The 19,508-nt window shown below is 57.5% G+C and carries 14 protein-coding genes and 1 tRNA gene; 8 read left to right on the top strand and 7 right to left on the bottom strand.

Annotated features, from left to right (window positions below):
* Positions 1–93: 93 nt before the first annotated feature.
* On the top strand, positions 94–405 hold the full coding sequence (locus tag QTI45_RS10445; RefSeq protein ID WP_286654278.1) for a BP74-related protein: 312 nt from the start codon (positions 94–96) through the stop codon (positions 403–405).
* A gap of 260 nt (positions 406–665) precedes the next feature.
* On the opposite strand, the gene QTI45_RS10440 is transcribed toward QTI45_RS10445, so the two are convergent.
* The 4 genes from QTI45_RS10440 to QTI45_RS10425 are packed head-to-tail and all read right to left on the bottom strand — an operon-like array spanning position 666 to position 8,215.
* A complete protein-coding gene (locus QTI45_RS10440; RefSeq protein WP_286654277.1) occupies positions 666–3,095 on the bottom strand; it encodes a DUF262 domain-containing HNH endonuclease family protein in 2,430 nt (809 codons plus the stop codon).
* Positions 3,096–3,116: 21 nt separating this feature from the next.
* Positions 3,117–3,959 carry a phosphoadenosine phosphosulfate reductase domain-containing protein gene (locus QTI45_RS10435; RefSeq protein WP_286654276.1) on the bottom strand — a complete coding sequence of 281 codons (843 nt, stop codon included), beginning with the start codon at positions 3,957–3,959 and terminating at the stop codon, positions 3,117–3,119.
* A complete protein-coding gene (locus QTI45_RS10430) occupies positions 3,952–7,302 on the bottom strand; it encodes an ATP-binding protein (RefSeq protein WP_286654275.1) in 3,351 nt (1,116 codons plus the stop codon). The genes QTI45_RS10435 and QTI45_RS10430 overlap by 8 nt, the downstream gene beginning before the upstream one ends.
* On the bottom strand, positions 7,295–8,215 hold the full coding sequence (locus QTI45_RS10425; RefSeq protein WP_286654274.1) for a DUF4007 family protein: 921 nt from the start codon (positions 8,213–8,215) through the stop codon (positions 7,295–7,297). Before QTI45_RS10425 ends, QTI45_RS10430 begins: the two co-directional genes overlap by 8 nt.
* 446 nt (positions 8,216–8,661) lie before the next feature.
* Here QTI45_RS10425 and QTI45_RS10420 point away from each other — a divergent pair, with 446 nt between their 5' ends.
* Together QTI45_RS10420 and QTI45_RS10415 are read left to right on the top strand one after the other, a co-directional pair.
* Positions 8,662–9,066 carry a hypothetical protein gene (locus QTI45_RS10420; protein WP_286654273.1) on the top strand — a complete coding sequence of 135 codons (405 nt, stop codon included), beginning with the start codon at positions 8,662–8,664 and terminating at the stop codon, positions 9,064–9,066.
* Between the two features lie 451 nt (positions 9,067–9,517).
* The gene (locus tag QTI45_RS10415) at positions 9,518–11,254 is read left to right on the top strand and encodes an ATP-binding protein (protein ID WP_286654272.1); all 1,737 of its coding nucleotides are present in this window, start codon (positions 9,518–9,520) and stop codon (positions 11,252–11,254) included.
* A gap of 143 nt (positions 11,255–11,397) precedes the next feature.
* On the opposite strand, the gene QTI45_RS10410 is transcribed toward QTI45_RS10415, so the two are convergent.
* Both QTI45_RS10410 and QTI45_RS10405 read right to left on the bottom strand, forming a co-directional pair.
* Positions 11,398–13,101: an acetate and sugar kinases/Hsc70/actin family protein gene (locus tag QTI45_RS10410; RefSeq protein ID WP_286654271.1), complete on the bottom strand. Its 1,704-nt coding sequence runs from the start codon at positions 13,099–13,101 to the stop codon at positions 11,398–11,400.
* Positions 13,102–13,125: 24 nt separating this feature from the next.
* Positions 13,126–14,583, bottom strand: coding sequence for a hypothetical protein (locus tag QTI45_RS10405; protein ID WP_286654270.1), 1,458 nt, complete (start codon positions 14,581–14,583; stop codon positions 13,126–13,128).
* 276 nt (positions 14,584–14,859) lie between these two features.
* Here QTI45_RS10405 and QTI45_RS10400 point away from each other — a divergent pair, with 276 nt between their 5' ends.
* Entirely contained in the window at positions 14,860–15,987 is a 1,128-nt protein-coding gene (locus tag QTI45_RS10400; protein WP_286654269.1) for a helix-turn-helix domain-containing protein, read from the top strand.
* Here the strand turns inward: QTI45_RS10400 and QTI45_RS10395 are convergent.
* Entirely contained in the window at positions 15,960–16,505 is a 546-nt protein-coding gene (locus tag QTI45_RS10395; protein ID WP_286654268.1) for a hypothetical protein, read from the bottom strand. The two genes, QTI45_RS10400 and QTI45_RS10395, sit on opposite strands and share 28 nt — an antisense overlap.
* Before the next feature lie 236 nt (positions 16,506–16,741).
* On the opposite strand from QTI45_RS10395, the gene QTI45_RS10390 reads away from it, so the two are divergent.
* From QTI45_RS10390 to QTI45_RS10375, 4 genes are all read left to right on the top strand, one after another.
* Complete coding sequence (locus QTI45_RS10390) at positions 16,742–17,071, top strand: helix-turn-helix domain-containing protein (RefSeq protein WP_286654267.1); 330 nt, start codon at positions 16,742–16,744, stop codon at positions 17,069–17,071.
* Positions 17,072–17,091: 20 nt separating this feature from the next.
* On the top strand, positions 17,092–18,282 hold the full coding sequence (locus QTI45_RS10385) for a hypothetical protein (protein WP_286654266.1): 1,191 nt from the start codon (positions 17,092–17,094) through the stop codon (positions 18,280–18,282).
* 135 nt (positions 18,283–18,417) lie between these two features.
* Positions 18,418–18,523: transfer RNA gene (locus QTI45_RS10380), tRNA-OTHER, on the top strand.
* Positions 18,524–18,569: 46 nt separating this feature from the next.
* Complete coding sequence (locus tag QTI45_RS10375; RefSeq protein ID WP_286654265.1) at positions 18,570–19,415, top strand: LOTUS domain-containing protein; 846 nt, start codon at positions 18,570–18,572, stop codon at positions 19,413–19,415.
* Positions 19,416–19,508 lie beyond the last annotated feature (93 nt).

Below are 19,508 nucleotides of genomic sequence, written 5' to 3'. Positions count from 1 at the left end.
CTACTACTGAACGCGCTCTTCACTGGGCCAGCCTTCCGTGGCCGGCGAAGTTCGATAAGCAGCTATCTTTAACAGAAAGACAGGATGTCGAGGATGGCCATTGCCTACTTTCAGATGGAGGACGGGGACAAGCGTCCCTTTGTCATCCGCCTAGAAAATGCCGAACTCATTGCCCACGCGCGCCAACTGGTCGCCGGCACGACGACGAGCAAGTCTCAAGTTCAAGGTACTATCGTTTCAAAGCCGGCCGACTACAACCCTGGCTGGAGCTTCCACCTCGACCCCGCCTCCCTCAGGTTCTTCGACTTCGCCATGGAGGTGCGCGACGCAGCCTCGCTCTATGTCGAAGAGCATTTGAGCGAAGTTGGTGGACCGTTCCTTCCCAATACCCACTGGTGCCCCTGAGGCTCGCAGCTGACCGCAGAAGTCACCCAGTTTTGAATCAAGTAGAGGATTATGTTCGCTTCGGCCTTGTGGGAGTGTGTTCTGCGGGGGAGTCGGCGCAGCTCCGCTGCGCCGCCGCGCGGCAAGCCGCGCTTTGCGCACTGGCGTGCGCGAGCTGCCAAGGAGGATGAACCTGGGTCGGCCATTTAGAGGGCGGATATCCATCAACCTTGAATTCGACCAAGCCGCAATCCAATTGCGCGCCTGCGGACAAACAAGTGCTAGACCATCCCCACCCAAGGCGCGAGTCGCTGCCACACCAGGTCTGCGAGCTCTCGACCACGTGCGTTGACCGCCTCCAGATTCCAATCGCCCTTCACACTGCCGATTGCATGAACATGGGGCAGATACTGGCCAGCATAGAGGTTGCTACCGACTTCGCTAACGTCTACACCGGCCTCTGCCAAAGACTTCAGGACTGCCTGTGCTTCGCCTTCCGTCTTCGCAGAAAGAGCCGCGAACAAGAAGCGCTTCTGGTCCCACGAGCGATTGCTCAAAGAAGAATTGCAGCGAGTCGGCACTAACGTCAGGTTCCCCAAACGCTCATACTCATCGTCGCCGTAGAGGTCGAGCGCCCAGCCGTTGGACTTCGTCCTAGGGGCGATGTGCTCGACGGTAGCAAGTTGTTCACCAACCCAGGCATCTAGGGACAGCGTCGGATTGCAACCGGCCTTGCCCCGCGTAAGGTGGCCATCGGGCCCTTCAACAACGTCGTGGAAGGCCACTAGCAGAACAAACCGGGCCAGCGTTACATTGATTTCCCAAAGCGGCTGAGAAACTGTCTTCTCAATCCACTCCGCCTTGCCTGCGATGTTTGCGCCGTACTTCTTGCTTTTTCCGTCAGCCTGAATTCTTGCGGCTTGAAGTCGGGCGACAAGTGCCGCTTGAACCGATTTCACGCTGGGCAATGGCCCCTCACCGCGCTTACCACGGGCGAGAGCGGGCACACCGTGCTCAGGAGAGCCATCTCCCATTAGGGACCGATACACCTCGTCAATGCGGTCGGTTGTACTGCGGGACGCACGCCAAAGCACAGTGAAAGCCGTCACAGCCTGGACCACTTCGCAGAAGACACCGAGCGCCTTTTTTCGTTCGACAGGGTCCTTCTGCACTCCGACCTCTGCGGCATATTGCGCCAAGAGGGGGGCAGTGATTGTGTGCCCGAAGTCAACAAGGAAGCGAAGGCACAGCGCAGCCGGGTCCGGCAACGGCAGTCCGTCAACTTTCGGCTTGTCCGCGCCATTGACCCAAACACTGTCGAAGAAGCGAGAGAGCTCAGCGAGGTGTCGAATGAACTCCTGCTGTTGTCGCCGGTCGCCATACGCGTCGAACGCTTCGCGCATAAAGCGGCGCTGGTCCGCCAGATTCTTTGAGCGCTTCTCTCCAAGCTCAGCCAAGGCAAATGCGACAAGTAAGTCTGCAGACCGCTTTTGGCGCTCGTCGGCTCGATTGACCCGCCGGATGTACTCGCCAGCAATCTCTAGCTGCTTCTTTTCCTCGGAAGAGTTGTACTTCGTCATGCCCACGGACTGAACGACCTTCGGCACGAAGGTTTCCAGAGCTGTCAGCGGCTGGCCGGTTGTATTAAGCGCTTCAAAGACGTCGAAAGCAAAGTCTTCGGTTGTCGCGGTGACCACGACAAGGGTGATGCGTTCAAGTGCGAACTTCGAAAAAAAGAGCAGGGCAACCAAGTTGGTGGAGGCCTCCCACCACTTTTTGGAGCGGGCATCTTCTGGGTTTGGCTTTGCGCCGTCAAGCGCGGCCGCCTGAGCTACGAGCAACTGAGGCGACAGGATTGCTTCTAGAGCCGACGTCATCGGTTCGGGAAACTCCTCGCCGAACAGCGTGTCCTGCTTGTCACCGTCTTGGACGATTCCAAGCAGTTCTGGAAATTCGTCATCTCCTGGAAGGTTGCGCAGCTTGTCGCGCATAACTTTCAGCATCTTGATGAAGTGCTTGCGCTGCCCTTCATTCGCTGCGCCTTCAGCGGTCTCCTTCAGCATGTTCGGGAACTTCGCCCAGTTTGGCTCTTGTTCTTCCCGGAATCGCACGAACTCGAACAGGAGCCAAGCAATTGGGGAGTCGTACTTGGCCTTGTCAGCCTCATACGACCACGTGTCGACAAACGCTCGAATCATCTTTGGAAAATGCCTGAACTCACCCTCGCCGTTATTTTGCCGCTCAGACAGCATCTGGGAAAGCAATCCGCGCATGTCGTTGACGCGCGTCTCCAACCATTGGCGAGCTTCTTCGCTATCCTTCGCCTTTCCCTTCTTCAGCTCAGCCCACTGCACTTCTATTTCGAGGAGAAGCGCCAGGCACAGCATCAGCAGCGTTGTCAGTCGTTGCTGGCCATCAATTACCGACATGACCTGCGTGTAGACCTGGTTCTTGACGAGAGGGCTAATGGTCGACTTCTTTGAGTCGTTCATTGCGATGATGGTCCCGATGAACGTTATGGACTCATCTGGCCGTTTTAGCAGTGCGTTTAGGCCTTGAATCGTGTCGTCGATGAGACGCTCGACGTTTGTCTTGTCCCAGGCGTAGTCGCGCTGATAAGGCGGGATATAGAGCCCGCGCCCGTTCTTCGATACGAAGTCGTAGAGACCTTCTGACTCGGCGTCAAAAATCTTCTGTCCTGGACTTGGCACGTTATTCTCCTGAAGTTCGAGTTATTTGTGGCATACGAGGCAGGCTCCACCGCCTTCGTCTTCAAGGTACAGGTCGTCAATGTCAACTGGTTCGATGGGGATTACACGCAGTGGGTTGGGCTTACGACGTGCCAACTCACGCTGCTTGCGGTTCTCAAAGTCGGTCATGATTTCTGCAACCCGCTCAGGCTGTTCTAGGTCCGTCAGCGGCTCTCCTTGACTCCAGGTGAACGGCGACCCGTGCTCAAGGGCATTCTTCTCGTACGCCTTGGCAGCCTCAAAAGCCTCGGGGTGGTGTTCCTTCAGACGTACCCATTCGACTTTCTGCTGGAAGAAGCAGAAGGTGCAACCTGAGCGAGAGCGCCAGTCGTAATACTTGGGTAGGCCGAGGCCGGAGCCTTCGAGCAGTTCGAACACACCTGGCTTATCGACGCCATGTTCACGGAACGGCATCTTGACGATAAGGTTTTCATGTTGGGCGACCATTCCCTCGCGATGCTCTTCATCGGCGCGGATAGCCACATAGCTGTAGACCGTGTCGCCCGCTTCTAGAGACGGCCGAATCCAATGTTTGAATGGTTCAAGCTTCAGCTTGCGCGTGCACCACCGTGTCCTGGGTGAGGGAAGGTAGTTGTTATATGTTCTCAGCCAGAAGTCGAAATCTCGATGCGGGTTCAGATAGTGAATCTTGCGTCCGACAAACCCTTCAAGCTTCCCCAGGAATTCGTAAACCTCGGGTAGCTCCTTGCCTGTGTCCGTGAAGTAATACTCCAGCGGAATCTCGGGATGGTTCAGGCTCATGTACACAGCAAGTGCGGCGCTATCCTTGCCGCCAGAAAGTCCCAGAACGTGACGTTCAGCCATTCTTCTTCCCCTTGCTCTGTTGTTTAACCATCATTGCCCCGGCCTCCGCCAGCGCTGCCAGGATGACCTCTTTACGCTCGCCCTGGGCTTCAGCCAAGAATTGCTTCACCAAGCGGTCAATGGCAGGTGTATCTGACTCAGAGATATCCACGAAGCCCGTGACGTCTTGGCCATGGCTTGCACCGAAGACAACCCCAATCACGCGACGAGTCGAAGGCCGGCCACGTAGCGGGGCCATGGTCTCCGCTTTTCGGAAGTCCACTGCCCACTCAGCAAGCTTTGCCATCGCAGCGTCAATGTCTCTGTCGACCCACGCGGCTTGAGGTTTGTCAATAGTCAAACTGATGAGTGACTCAACAGTCTCGTCTGACTCGTCGTAGGTCTCAAGACGCGTCGCGAATGCATCAAGCTTGAAGTCGCCGGACATGCCTTTCACCGTGGTAGCCCGCTGCCGCAGGTCTTCCAGCGGACGCTCGCCATGGTCAAGCGCTTCCATCAGGTGAACACGCACGCTCGTCAACATGCGATGGTAAGCACCAGACAGCTCGTCGGTTACCGCCTGCAGGCGCGCATTTAACGTAGCGGGGTCTTGTGCTTCAAGCAGCGTAGGCAAGTCAGAGAAAAGGACCCGCAATGGGTCGCTCGCCTTCAACAGCATTGCGCGAACTTGCTGCGCTCTCGATGAAACGGTGGTCGTCCGCTTCGTCCAACCAGGCAGGCCGACGACAAGTCCAACCAAGCCGCGTGCCACGTCGAGGGGCGCCGCACCGACTTCTGTATTCGACCTTTCCGAGATGGTTTTTGCCAGAGCGTTAACTAGCTTGGCCTTGTCCCTCGAGGCTTCCACGTGCTGGAAGCGAATGCGGCCGGGGTCTAGTGTCCACTCGTCGACAACTGCGTCGGTCAAGTCCGGCGTGAAGACGCCGTTCACATACAGGGCAAGGGATGAGCGGTTTGCCAAGTAGAAAGCAAGTGACAAGACAGGCATTACGCCAGCTCGAATGCCAAACGGAGGCCGTGCCCAGTCGGTGTAAAGCTCTTCAAGCGTGAGGGACTTGCCTTCAGTGAGAAGCTCGTGGTTGGTTTGCCACCAGAAGTTCTCGTAGGACGTTCCTCGCGAGTTGAAATTCGGGTCACCGAAGTTCCAGCCGTCATCGCCGCGAGAGCGATGAAGCCCGGGGTCGTTCAACACCGTGTAGTACAGCCCCGCATCAGCGGGGAAACCTTCGTAGCCAAGCTTGGGTAGATGAGCATGTGTCACCATGCGATTCATCAGGTCCTTGCGAGCTTTCACGGAGTTGCTAGAGGGGTCCTCACGGTTGATTAGCTCACTAAAGATGTGGGGTGCCTTCTCGTAAACCTCTTCAGCGATGTCTGAGGCAATGACGGAAAGGACTGTGCTTCCCTTCGTCTCGATTGCTGCCCCTTGGCTGTACCACTTCGAAAGCTCGAACGCGTCGGCCAGCTCTTCCTCCAGAGAGGCTCGAATTGCCTCGATACGGCCGATAACTTCTCGACGTGCCACGGAATCCCCGTGGAGTTCGGGTCTAGTTTTCATGACGCGTTGAGATGCAGAGAGTTCAAGGCTCAGCTCGATAATGCGTTCGGCGTTCTTGGGGGTGCCGAGCAAGAGCGTCTTGATGCGCGTGGCAGCGCTTGTGTGGCGTACGCGGTGCTCCGCAGACCGAACGGTCTGCCCAGGGGGTGGGAGACATAGTAGAAAAGCCCCTGCGCTTGCGCCCTTGAGTTCAAAGTGCTCGACGACGCTCTCGATGCCGTCCAATCGAAGAATTCCACGGGTGAACCATCGCATGGTCCCTGTCTTTTGGTAGTGACGCTTGGCGAGGACAGGCTGCAGGTCACTTAGCGTTGAGATGTGCTCGAGGTCCGGCTCGCCAATCTCACCACGCGCGAGGTTGATGGCCGCTTCAATGTCGAAGTCCGAGCCGGCGTAGATGCCCCAAGCACCCAGGTGCTTCCGCTCGATAAGAACCTTCCAATCCGCAAGCTCCTCAAGAGCCTTGCGAATTTGCTCTTCGTCCACGCTAGGAGTAGAAACGGCAAGAACAGGCCCTTCCGCAACGAGGCCAGACCCGTTGCGGAACATCTCAATCAGGGCAATGGTCTTGGTCAGCTTGACGTGTACATCAGTGCCTTTGGCCTCAGCTCGCTCGACCGCATCGCAGCATTGAGCCCAGCGATGCCCATCGGGGGAGGCGACGATGGCGGGCTCAAGGTTGGCGCGCAGGTAGTCCCAGTAAGCGGCAGGGCCGTACATGGTGAACCACTGCGCTTCATAGCCGTTAAGGAACTCCACGAAGCCTAGCGGCTCGCGCGATGCTAGGAAGCCGAACGTACTGCGCTCGTTTTGGCCGAAACGGCGCCGGGATATGGGGCCGAGCAACGCGGCAGTGACTGGATGGAGCGGCCAGCAGGCACGTAGTGAATCCGCCAGTGTCGCAGGCGTTCCCGGACGACGATTGCGAATGGCTGCAGCAATCGTGTCTGCAAGCTTCGAAGCCTCTCCCGGAAACGACGGGTCCTCAACAGTGATAGCCTTACCGACGAGCTCGATTACCTCATCCGCAGCAGCAACGAGCGGGATGTCGACGAATCGGCCCTGCACCTTAGCCCACTCATCGCGTGACTGCCGACCCAAGCGCGAAGCATAGGCTTCAAACGCTTGGTGAAGGATGCCAACGATGACCAGCTTTCCGGAGCATCGGCTTGCAGCTTCGGCGAGCTCTTGGAAGAAATAGATGTCTCCTCCATCCTGAGCAGACGCCTCAAGAAGCTTACCCAATTCATCAATAACTACGAGGACGCCTTGAGGGTGGCGTTCCGCGGCTTCGATGAGCTCACCCACGATGTCAGGCTGCTTCTTGCGATTGACAGGCAGACCCCGTGCCTTGGCCAGGGCAGCGCTAAGTTCTTGGACTACGTCAGCGCGTTTGCCCACTACGGGCACGACCAGCCAACCGTCACCCTTGGCTTCGAACACTTTGTGGACCGGGCTCCCGTCCTTGAAACCAAGAAGCTGTTTTGCCTTTGCTCGAACTTTCGGCTGTCCGCCTACCAGCGAGCACAGCATCAATGCAAGGGACGACTTGCCTCCGCCGTACGGGCCGGTCCAGGTGAATGCGCGCTGACGAGTCTCTGCGATTTGCCGTGCCATGTTCTCAAGTAGAGAACTCGCAGTACCCTGGCAAATGTATCCGGACAGTGCATCTTCACGTCCGACGTCTGTATCGATTCGAACTGAGCGAAGGAATTGACGAGAGATGGTGACGACGTCTGACAACATCTTTGCTTCAGTGCCAGCGGCGCGAGATTGCTTACGCATAGGCACTCTCCAGAAGCTTGTACTTGTATTCGGTAAGGCTCTTCAGCGCAGCGTCTTTTCGAGTCACTTGCCGAATGCCTGCCTGCTCCGTCCATTGAATTTGGCCACGGGTCAAATCCTCGAGTGCCATCAGCCTGTCCGCAACTGCGTTCTCATCAAGCTTGAACACGCGACCGGGCGAGCCGTAGTCATAGGCCACCCGGTCAAATGCCATGACTGAGCCAGCGTGAGGCATGCGTTCCCAGTAGTCCAATAGTGCATAGGCAAAGACGCCATCGGGCAGGGAGCGCTTAGAGCCACGACGAAATTCGAAGGCGCCCTTGGCGTTCTGCTGAATGAGGCCAAGTTCGCCGAGGAGGGGCTCACTCATTTCTTCAGGAGAGTCGCCCCCAAGGCGCGGCACGTAGCTTCGGATGCAGCATTCGACGTCACGCTTGAGCGTGGCCATTGAGATGCGGAGCTTGTGCTCGGCCACCAACCCGGAGAGCGAATTCACAATGAACTCGCGGTCAAATACCTGCTGCACGACATGATTGAAGAGAAACCACCAAGTCGTTGTCTTCTCATGGGTACTTGCGGCTTGCCAATGCATCAGCCATGTAGTCGCAGGGTGCTCGCAGTACTCGTCGAGACCATTCTTGCTGTTAAAAAGCAGGTCTCCGAGGCGAGTGGGGACGTATCCCCCCTCATCTTCAATAATTCCGCAGGCCGTCGCCCAAAACCGAATGGACATGGCCATGTTCTTGCCCACGCCGAAGCGCACGATGGCCTCTTCGTCTGCGAACACCGAACGCGGGGCAGGCTCATCAAACTGAATGACTGCGTCGTACGCCTTGCGAAGCCATAGCTGACGCAGGGGGAAGGTCTCATGCCCCGAGAACTGCGGAGGGGCTTCGGAAGGTAGCTGAATCATTTACAAGGTAGTTTAACTGGAGGACCTCACCAGTCCGTCGTCGCGCCGAGACCTTCACTATTTGAGGATAGTCCATGGCTATCGATGGATGACTTCGATTGGCTGACGCTTTGAACGCGACTCCGCCACCGACCGAATCAGGTCTAACTGTATAAAACAACAGTATCCTACTTCTTGCTCCCATTCGGCAAGCCCGACCTCTGTCAACTGGCGCACTGCCGCGTGCGGTCTGCTATGTGGGGTTGTGCTGGCGACGCTTCGCCGCCTCGCATCGTTGGTGCTCAACAACACTGCCTGTATTGACGCTTGGCTGAACATCTTCTAGAGTGCCTATCGCTGTCCGGGTTGCTCTACCTGTGGGGTGGAGCAGCAGAAATAGGTCGGCTTGTAGTCGAGTAAGGCGTGGCTGTACCCCAACGGGGCGGTCGTGCACACAAAGGCGAACCATGACCATCATCTCTGACGTCGAGGCGCATTCGCGCGCTGTCGCTGCTTTCCAGGCGCTTCTTTCGAAGCATCGTCCTGGTTCCTCTCCTTACTGCATCGCTGAACGAGCCCTTGACCTGGCTTTCAACAGCGCGAGTGCGCGTGGGACCGCCCCCGAGCAGGAATTGTTGGCGGAGGCCAAAAGTCTCATTGAGCTGCAGGTCCGGTCCAAGCTCATCGCCGAGCCATCTGCGGACAAAAATCCACCTGCACCTCGTTCCTTTGAGCGTCACCCTATTCGCTCGGGCTATCTGGCGTGGCGTGGGATGCTGCACCCGCATGCTGCTGAACGGTTTGTCCAGACGGAGCTCTGGCTGACTACTGCCGAACAGCGCAGCGGAGACGCCCATGGCCTCATCTGCTGAGCTCCTGTTCGATGAGCCTCGGGAATTCGCCTTCCTGGCCACGCCCTCAGTCGTTCGAGCGCTGGTGCCGCCCGACAGACCTGGCGCGTACGTGCTGCTAAGGATGGGCATGCCGTTCTATGTGGGCCGCTCGGACAACTGCGTCCAAACTCGCTTGGTCGGCCACTCTCTGCTCCCCTCGGCCACGCATGTCGCGTGGAAGACCAGTAAGACTCCACAGCAAGCATATCGGCTGGAGTCGGCGTGGTTTCACTCCCTGCGTATGACTGCCGAGCTCATAAACCAGATTCACCCGGCCCGACCGGCCGGGGAACCCAACAGTTGCCCCTTCTGCAGCACGGGGGACTGTCAGGCATGGTCGCAATTGTTGCGCCCTAGCCTGAACACCAGTGCTGCGCCCACGGTGGCCGCCGACCCCATGGCGACGGCTGCAAAAACCTGAGGAACTGAAATGACTACTGTTGATACTCCCACGAGCGCAACCGCCGATATCGCCATGATTCAGACGGGACAGGCACTGCTGTCGCTCCGCGATTCTGGCCACAGCCTTCCCACGGCCTTGGGCGAGGTCATCGACAACAGCATAGAGGCCAATGCCAACAATATCTCGGTCCTGCTAGAACAGAGTGAGGAGCGTGGAAAGAAGCGCGTCCATCGCATCGCAATTCGGGATGACGGTGACGGTATGCCGGCGGATATCCTGCATCGCTATCTGGTATTGGGCTACTCGTCGCGATACATGCGCTCAGACACTATTGGCAAATACGGCGTCGGCGCGAAGCTTGCGGCATTGAACTTCGGTCGCCGCATCGACGTATGGAGTCGCAATCGGCCCGATTCGGAGTGGCTTCATGTTCACTTTGACCTCAATGAAGCGCTAGTGGATGAGGGCTTGGGAAAGTCGGTTGTGTTGAAAGCGCCTGCGCCCGCAGAGCTTCCGGCTGACCTAAAGCTGGATTTTCCTAAGGAAACCGGCACGGTCGTGCTTTGGTCCAACGTTGACCGTCTGGAGGAAGGGCGCGCGGCGCGCGACTTCAATGAGCTGCGCCAAGAGCTGGAAAAGGAACTGTCGCGCATCTTCCGACATTTCCTCGATGGGGGTATCAAGATTTCCATCAACGACTCGTTGCTCATCCCGCATGACCCATTGATGCTGTTGGACCGGACGTGGGCCGATACGGTGCTCAACAAAGAGTACAAGCGTGACGACCTCAAGAAGGGTGTCTTGCATCACTACGGCGCAACCACAATTGGCGAGGACACCGTAAAAATTGGCCAACACGCAGCGCACTTGCGTGTGACGCTCTACCCCAAGGAGGTCCTGCGTCGCCGAGGCCTCGGCGGTGACACCTTGGCCAAATCTCTGCGCATTCCAGAGAACGAAGGTGCGCTCAGCTTCGTCCGCAAGAACCGTGAAGTGGCCTACTCTAATGTGCCTCGCATCCTTCCTGGCGGTGTGCAGGAGATGGACCGCTTTATCGGCATCGAGGTTTCGTTTGACCCAGAGCTGGACGACTATTTCGGCATTCGCAACGTGAAGCGTGGCGTGGAACCGCATGGCGAACTCCGCGACAAGCTGCGTGAGCATCTGAAGAAGCACATCCCGACCGCACGCAAGCTCATCGACGAGACCTGGGGCGTCGCAGCCCGAGAGCAGCACGAAGCCTCTGGGGAGCACGCGGCCATCCTGGACGCTGTCAAGGAGGTTGATGCGGTCATGCCTAAGCCGCGCGTGGAGCCGCAGGAGGACACGCCGCCAGCTGAAGTCGCACTTAAGGAGCTAGCAGAAGACGCCGGCTTCACGAGGCCCGAGGAACAGAAGAAGTACATCGAGGACAAGAAGACGCTGCCGTTCGTCATCGAGTCGGTTAGCTTTCCTGGGAATATTTTCCTGAGCACCACGCACGTTGCTGACCAGGTCATCATCCGGCTCAATACGCGCCATCCGTTCTACCGCGAGATGTGGGAGCCCCTGAAAGCAATCTCAGAGCGAGACCCCGGCACGGTGTCCGGCGACGAAGCAGTGAAGGCGGCGCGTCGCAGTGTGGAGGCTATGTCGCTGCTCCTTATCGCCTATGGCAAGGCCGAATCTATGCACGCAAATCCAGTTGACCAGTACGGAGACCTCACCCAGTTTTGGGGGCAGTTCTTGGGCACTTTGCTGAACAAAGTCAAAAACGTTCTGTGAGGAGAGAGGCCGGAGTTGGAGCAGCCCCTCGTCCATGGGGCTGATTCCGACCCGGCCGACTCAGTTTTGAGACTCGTGCGCGAAGGAATTGGCGACCAAAAATCCGGCAATCGTGCGCGCAAGGTCGCCAAATCCCAGACGTATCAGGTTCCCGTCACGCGCATGCTTCCCGCTACATACGTTGGTCGAGTTACACGAATGAACTCTTCCGGCCCAAAATCTGTAGATGGCAGGTCTCTGGACGCACCCCCAATTGCCACTGCAAGCTGTGGATAAACCGTATGCATTTCGCTCGCTTCTTCGACCAGCCATTCTGGGGCAGCATTTGCTAGCTCGCGTCGGATTTTCATTCCTTTGACTTCGATGTATCCTTTTGCGAGGTCGCTCATCATCGTAAGCTTGGAGCTCCCGCCAGTGAGAATCACCTGCAGGCGAACAGGGTCGGTCGCCAGGTGTTTTAGGTAGCTTCCATCTACCATTTCAAGTGCGCCCCTGAATCCCTCTTCAAGACGATTGCTGAACTGTTGCATTCCTGGGGTCTGCAGAAAATCTTCAAGCGTAATTGTGCCGATGGTGCTGTCCGCCAGCACATAGTCAAGTTTGGAATTTGAAAATAGAAGCTCTTTCCAAACTCGCACTCGGCGGCGCAAATCTGCTTCTACCAGCTTTCCTGAAATGCTTGTGGATTCGATGGACTCTTTCGAGCGAATAAACGCTTGAAGAAGCAAATCGACTTTGTCGCCCGCTTGGTTCAATCCTTTAATGGATGCGCTAACTTGAAAAACCTTTGGGTCGCCATTGTGCTTATTTCTAATTACGAAAAATAGCCCAAAATCGGTCGTGCCGGCGCCTGCATCGACAACCATATAGGCATCTATTCGATTGTCGCTGGTCGCCACTGCCCCGGCTGCAACTGCAACCGGCTCCGGAACTCCTTCGGCAATGAGGTAGTCCGGTCGATTCGGCAGACTCTTAACCTCCTCTATGGCTGCCTTAATTTCAGCTATGGAGATTCCTCCTGACCATTTGCCGTGAAACGTGTCCGCCAAAATCTGCGCCTCCGCAAGGAGGCGCTTCATAAGGTTGTCTACCCACGCAGCTTGCTTTGGATTTTTGCCACATGGGCGTGCGAATCTGCGAAGAACATATCTGCCAACTTCCTCATCATCGATTTTCCATTCGGCCAAACTGACGCATGCCATATCAGTGAGATATGCTAGATAAATTCGAATAAGGTCGCCCTCGGTCAGCGTAAAATGAGTTGGGTTGTAGTTTTCAGATACTGCTTCACTGTCCAAATCGCCTTCTTCGCGGAGGCTCAGCCAACTTTTAATTGAATCCAAGCGCTCTCGATTTGCAATTGTCCCGCTTAAGCTTTTATCGATTGCCTCTGCTCCAAAGTAGGCTTTCTCATCCGCGGCAATAAAAACCGATGACGGGAGCGTATAGCCTTCATTGCCTGCAGCCTTTCCGAGCTCTAGGTCGAGATGCTCTTCACTATCGGTAGAGGCAAATGCTTTTGACCTTGCGGTTCCAAAATCCAAACACAGAATTGCACTCGCCGCCATTGGCTTTTGGTGGTCCAGGGACCGCAAATCGAGGGAAATTTTTGGAAGCGGCGGCGGAGCTTTCTTGGCCGGAGTCTCGGTCTTGGGTGCGACTGGAGGCACTACCGCTGGTGGCGCCTCGACGATTGTTGGAGTGCCCTTTGGGATGTCTCCGTCCGAAAGGAAGTTAAGCGCATACGCAAGCGCCTCCTTTTCTTGGTCGGAAACCGAACCAATTTGGTCTCGGTTAATGCGCTGAACCAAGCTGGCCAGCAAGTAGGCTGCAATCTTCTTGTCCATTGTCTCAACTCCTCCACGTTGTGATTATTCGACGAGGCCCCGTAAAACAGCGTCTCCCGGTTGGCCATCGGTTTTGATTTTGACCACTGCAGGCTGCCGAACCACCATTCGCTGTCGAGGCTCGCCGCCAACCACCTCAAAGTACTTCGGCGATGCTTCAATTTCTTCGCCGGGCACACCCAATAACTGAAGCGCACGAAGGCTTGCGGCCTGCTCAACTTGGATTGCCAGTGCCTTGATTTTGTCCAAGGATTCCTTGGTGACGCCGAGAAGTGCCGGTTCAAAAATCTCCAAGCTCGAAAGCAAGCGTTCGCGCAAACCCTCCGATGACTGCAGGACTTGGCGAGCCGCCTGAAGCGCCAGTCCGATAGCGGCATCAGCGTTACTCGCAGCAGCCTCTTGCGCTGCATTACCCGTGCGTTCGGGCCTGATGCGCCCAAACTCCAACCAGTCTCGGACTTCTTCATTCAATTCCGGGTGACGCTCCGCAAGCTCCCGAGCTATCGCCCGAGCACGTTCGGGATACTTAGTCAGAACCTCCAGCTGGCCTAACAGCATTTGGTCCCGCATGCCTTGTCGGCCGAGCAGGACTAGCGCTTCGCACACATTGCTTGCTAGCTTTGCAAGCGGCCTCGCAAGTTCTTGTGGCCATGTGCCTCCGCACAGCTGCTTACTGTAAGCGACCGGCAAGTAGATACTCGCCTCCGTTACGACCGACAGGCGCGTTCGCACGATGTCATGCACCGTTAGAAGTAATTCCTTCGCCAACTCGGCCTGGGCTTTTTCATCTTGCGGACGTCCCACTTCTATGAAAGCGTTTACCAGTAACTGCTGAAGAGCTTTCCCAAGTTGAGCGCCGGTCTCGTTTTCTGTTTCAATCAAGGCAGTCCGCAATGCGTAGAGCACGCGAGTCAATCGCTTAGCCATGCTGTTGGCCGGTTCATCAGTCTGAGGCCTTACCTTCTCAATAAACATGGATATCGTGTTCACTGCCTCGACAAGGGTGCCTACTCGAGAAAGCAGAACACCCATGAGCTCCGCTCGCGTCTTCTCGCCTTGCTCTTCCTCTGCAATAGACTGAGCCACATAAGCGACTAGCCACGCATTGCTCATCAAGCCGCATGCGCGAGCTACGTTCAACCGGTCATCGGCTTCCGGCAGAAGCCGTAGGGGTGGAAGTTCTCTGTCGAAGGCAGGGCGCAGCCGGTTCGATATGTCTGGCAGCCATCGCTTGACGACCTGAGTCAGTCGAATAGCCTCTGCGATTGAGAGCAGCCGGTGAGCGGGGTCGACGGCCTCGACAGCGTCGTTCAGGAGCCGGTCCCGTCCTGCGCGAACTGCCTCATGGTCTGCATTTTTGGGCAGAAATTTCGCAGCAATGAGCGACGTCAACGCATCGCGACGCTCAGTCGGGGTCTCGCCACCCACGAAAACTCGTAGGGCGGGCAAGTCGAAGTCGGGCTTATTTTCAGTGTCGGCCATGGAAACTGCGTTCCGACGGGCGCGGTCGGCAGGAAAGTCGCAAGTCGTCAATTATGGGCGACGCGTGGTTTCGGAGTGGCTGCACGCCAGCTGAATGACAGGCGCCGTTCGGCGGCATCATCGTTCCCGAACCGCCGCCTCCTGACCCGCGGGCGACGTCTGATGGACACGCATGGCGTTTTGGGGCGCGTTCGACGGGAAAACCCCGACTGTCTATACTCCCCAACTTGACGGAACTTGACTCAGAGTGGCCGTCCCGTTACAATTTCTGACTCCATGCTGAACGTGTCCCTCCTCAAGTCGAAGATGACTTCCCTCGGCCTCTCGCAAACGGCCTTGGCCGAAAATTGCGGGGTGAGTAAGGAGGCCGTATCGAACTGGCTTGCCGAGGAGTCGATGCCCAGGCCGGGCAAGCTGGCCGTTTTGGCAGAAAAGCTGGGACTGTCCGTTGACGAGGTGCTCCTTGCTGAGGAGCCGGAACCTGTCGTGGCGTTTCGCATGCGAAACAATCGGGCTGTGACTGGTGCGGCCAAGGATGCTGGCGACGAGGTGGGCAGACACTTGCGTCAGTTGTTGCCTTTGACCGACTCCAAGACGCTTTTCGAGCCCCCGCATTTGAGGGTGCCTTCTCTGGATGAATCTGTTATCAGGGAAACGGCCTCTGCGGTGCGCGCCTCCTTGAAGCTCAGCGCCACGGATGTCTTCTCAAAGGAGCAGCTTTTTGAGCTCTTCCATGATTTTGGCGCATTCCTGGTCCCGGTTTTTTGGGGAGGCAACAGGGACGGGCACGAGAACGCGATGAGCGTCTATTTGCCGAACTCAAAATCATCCTGGGTGGTCTTCAATCTCGGGTGTCGTCAGGACGACTTCAAGTACTGGCTTGCCCATGAGTACGGTCATTGTCTGACCTTGCACAAGCTACAGGGTGACGAGGGCGAGGAATTTGCTGAAAAGTTTGCTCAGCATCTCCTGTTCCCAGATGAATTGGCTGCTCAGGCCCTGGCAGGAATGCGCGAGTCCGCGGAGCCGTTGGCGGTTGCCAACTGGTTCTCAGGAAAGTACGACATCTCCGTCGTGACCGTAGTTAAGGCGGCGGACCGCATCGCTGAAGCGCGAGGTGAGAGGGTTACGGGATTGGCAACATCGCGTTTTTATGCGGCGTGGAAGCAGTCGCGGAGGTCCGCGGCCACTGCTGCCAGCTTGTTATTCGGTACCGACACCCCCACAGCGGCTGAATATATTGTCAAGAGCGAAGAAGTGTTTCGCACGCCTGTGTTCAGGGCGCTTGGCAGATGGCAGAAAGAGAACGGCGGTCGCTCTCCGTCCTTCATCGCGTCGGCGTTGAATATCGGTTTGGCCGATGCCACCGAGTTGTCTCACGCTTTGTGGGCGATTTCCGCCTGAGCGTCCGGCGGGTCTTCTCCAAACAGACGACGGTAGTCCTCATCCGCTTCCCGGTGCAGCGCTTCGCCGGCAAGCTTCCAACTGCGCATCAAATCGACTCGCTGCGGCGAAGTCATGGCGCCGGCCTGTTCCAGCAAATGGACCAAGTCGATGGATGAGAATAACGCGAGCTTGTTGCCGTCGTCGTCGACGTCGGCGCGGCGCGTGACGAGTCGAAGAGGCCACTCATCGGTCGCCAGGACGCCGTCCAGAACTGCGGCCGCAGCCCAGGCGCGCGCATCGACAATTGAGAGCGTGCGGACAAGAATTCCCTTCGCTTCGCAGTCCTTGCGGAGGATGGAGTTGCCGATTCGTCGAAAGTCATTGGCTTCTTTCGCCATTCGGCTTGTCTTGGGTTCACGAAATTTCAGCGTCGCCCCGGCCAGCTCTGCTTGAACTTCCGTTGAAGCCAACCACGCTTGTCGACCGCCCAGACCGCCATTGCCGAGTGTCTCCGCGGCAAGGTCGACGGTCGTCATTAGCTTGTGTCCGGAAACAACCTTGCCCAGCAATGGGCGAAGGGGCGAATGCAATAGGCGGACGTAGCAGTTAGTGTCGACCACAACTATCTTTGGAGGCGGCGGCATCCGGGGGGCGCTTTCTTATTCTGTTCAGCGAGCATCAATTGTAACAAGCAAACCGCGCCAACTTTGAAAAATTGACTTATGCACAGGATAGAAACAGATTTAGTGCCATAAATGGCCTAACATCTGGCATGACTTCTGAAGCCGAGATGCTCCTGCTCCGCGGATGGTCGCCCGAAGAGGTGTGCAACTACTTGGCCACGAAGGTTCGGGCCATCCGAAAGCGGACCCACGAGTCTCAAGAGGAATTCGCCTTGCGGGCCGGAGTACCGCTGCGGACTTACAAACGCTTTGAGACGCATGGCAAAGGCAGCCTTGAGACCTTCGTTCAAGTGCTGCGCGCGATAGACCGGACCCACTACCTGTTCATGTTGTTTCCTCAACCGGGGCCAGGTCCTTTGAACGTGAAGCCCTCACTGGAGCAGCGTCTGAGCCAGCTCCGGCCCACCAAGTTCTTGTGAGCCTCCAAGGAGCGAGACGCATGGAAATCTCTAGGTGTGAGCTCTATCGACGCGTATGGGAAGTGCCGCTGAACAAGCTGGCCAAGGAGTTCGGCGTTTCGGATGTTGGTATGGCAAAGGCCTGCAGACGGCACAAGATTCCTACGCCGCCGGTTGGCCACTGGATGAAAGTCGCCCACGGCAAACCCACTCTCAAACCCCAGCTCCCAGGCACACCCGAAACGATGGTGGTTCTCGAGCCCGAAATGCATCGCTCACCCGAGGCCAGCGGAGTGGCCGCCGACGAGTTTTCCGAGCTCAAGGTCAAGGTGCGCGTCGCCCCCGAGGACTTGGCATCCTTCGCCGCGGCGACCCAGGCGCAGCTGCTTAAAGCGAAGGCAGCCGCCGGCCCTGTCTATTGCAAGGGGCCTTCCGTCTTCAATTGCTCCGTCAGCGCCGGCCAGGTCCAGCGCGCGGTGAGCTTGCTCGACGCCATCGAGCGGGCCCTGTCCGAGGTCGGCGCGAAGGTGGTGCGCGGCAAGGACAACAGTCCATTGCATATCGACGTCGAGGGGGAAACGGTCCTGTTCTCGCTCACCGAGAAGTACAGCCGCTCGAGCTTCATCCCCGAGAGCGAGCGCAAATCCCCGTTCCCGCGCTACGACTACGAGTACCACTTCAGCGGTGACCTGAAGCTCACGATTGACGGCTACTTCGACGGCCGGAAGTCCTGGTCGGACGGCGTTCGGGAGCGATTGGACACCAAGCTCGCTGAGGTCGTCTTGGGGCTCGTCGCGGCGGGCCGAGCCATGCGCAAGCGGCGGCAAGAGCGCGAAGCGGAGCATCGGAAGTGGGAGGAAGAAGCCAGGATTCGAGCGGAGGATGAGAGCCGCCAGCGCAAGCTCCGAGCATTCCGAAGCCACTTCGCGCATGAAGCGGCCGCCTGGTTCGAGCATCGGCAGGCTGTTGCTTACCTCGAACATCTGAGGAACTGTGCGGTCGGCGATGAGGCGCTGCCCGGGCCCAGCGTGCGCTGGCTAGAGATTGCAGAGGCCTGTGTGGCAAGCCTCGACCCTTTGCCCACCCGGCTGCAACTCCTGCGCAAGGGTTACGAGCCCGGAGAGTGGGATGCACCGTTCGGTAGCGTGCTGGTCGATGAGGCTTTGCCCACCAGCCCTTTCGTCGAAGGGACGTTAGCTCCGCGCGGTAGGCCGAGCTGGCTTAACAGGTAGAGCCCTGCCTTCTTGAACCACGCTCGCTACAATGATTCAACCCCATCGATTTCTGGCGGCATTTCTGTCAAGGGCGATGGGAAGGCAGTGCGGGTGGTTGCGAATGAACGAATGTTAGTTGCCGTTCACATCGCCGGAAGCGCTCGATTTTGTTGAGAGTTGTGTGTGAGAGCGCGCAGCTGCGCACGCGGATTTCCCATTGAAAATCCGCGTGTCGGTGGTTCGATTCCGCCCCAGTCCGACCAAGAGTTGGGTCGTCGGCCACGGGCACCCCAAAACGACCGACGATGAGCGAAAACCCTGCGCCAGAACTGCAACGCGATGCGCAACGCCTGCTCGGCCGCTGCATGCTACGTATCCAGCAATACGAGCGGCTGATGAAAGCCATCCTCGCTCACCATGAACTGGCTGGGCCAGCCGAAACGCTCGAATCCCAACGTGCCGAGCGCGTGACCAAGTTGGCGGACAAGACGCTTGGGACGTTGGTCAAGACCCTATTCGAGAGCTATGTAGTGCGGGACGGGCAGGAACAGGAAATACTGCCAGACGCCAAAGTGGCGACAGACCAAATTTCATTTGGCTTCCGATTCAGCATGTCGATGCCAGAAGAACGCTGGAACGTCACCAAGACCGCGATTGAGGAGTTGGTCAGCATGCGAAACGACCTCGTGCACCACCTCATCGAGCGCTTTGACCTCTGGACTGAGCAAGGATGCATCGAAGTCGCCTGCCACTTGAGAGAGTGCTACGACCGCATCGACCGGCACTACGAGGAGTTGGTCGGCTGGGCTAGAACGATGGATGAGGCTCGGTCCAGAATGGCCTCATTCGCACAGACTCGCGAGTTCCACGACATCTTGGTCAACGGTATCGACCCGGACGGAAACTTCGCTTGGTCCCACACGGGCATCGTCAGTGCGCTGCGCGAGGCAGCCGATTCATTGGCCGTTGATGGGTGGACCGTGCTTGACCGAGCCAAAGATTGGATAGCTGCGGCGCATCCGGACCAAACGCCAGAGAAGTACAGTTGTCGCACTTGGCCTCAGGTGCTGAGTGAATCGCGCCAGTTCGACCTGCTGTATCGAACGGGAGACGACGGACGGCGAGTCGCCTGGTTTCGGCCACGGCGATAGTCGCCCGGCCTTTCCGCCATCGGCTTGGGGAACCGAAGCTGCGGGTCTCGCGGAGGTCAATCGACTCGAGCTTTTCGCGGCCCGGCCAGCCTG

The sequence above is a fragment of the Variovorax saccharolyticus genome, assembly GCF_030316765.1.
Taxonomy (GTDB): Bacteria; Pseudomonadota; Gammaproteobacteria; order Burkholderiales; family Burkholderiaceae_C; genus Variovorax; species Variovorax saccharolyticus.
The sequence above is the reverse complement of the archived record's forward strand: the minus strand, read 5'-3'. Positions and strand labels throughout refer to the sequence as shown.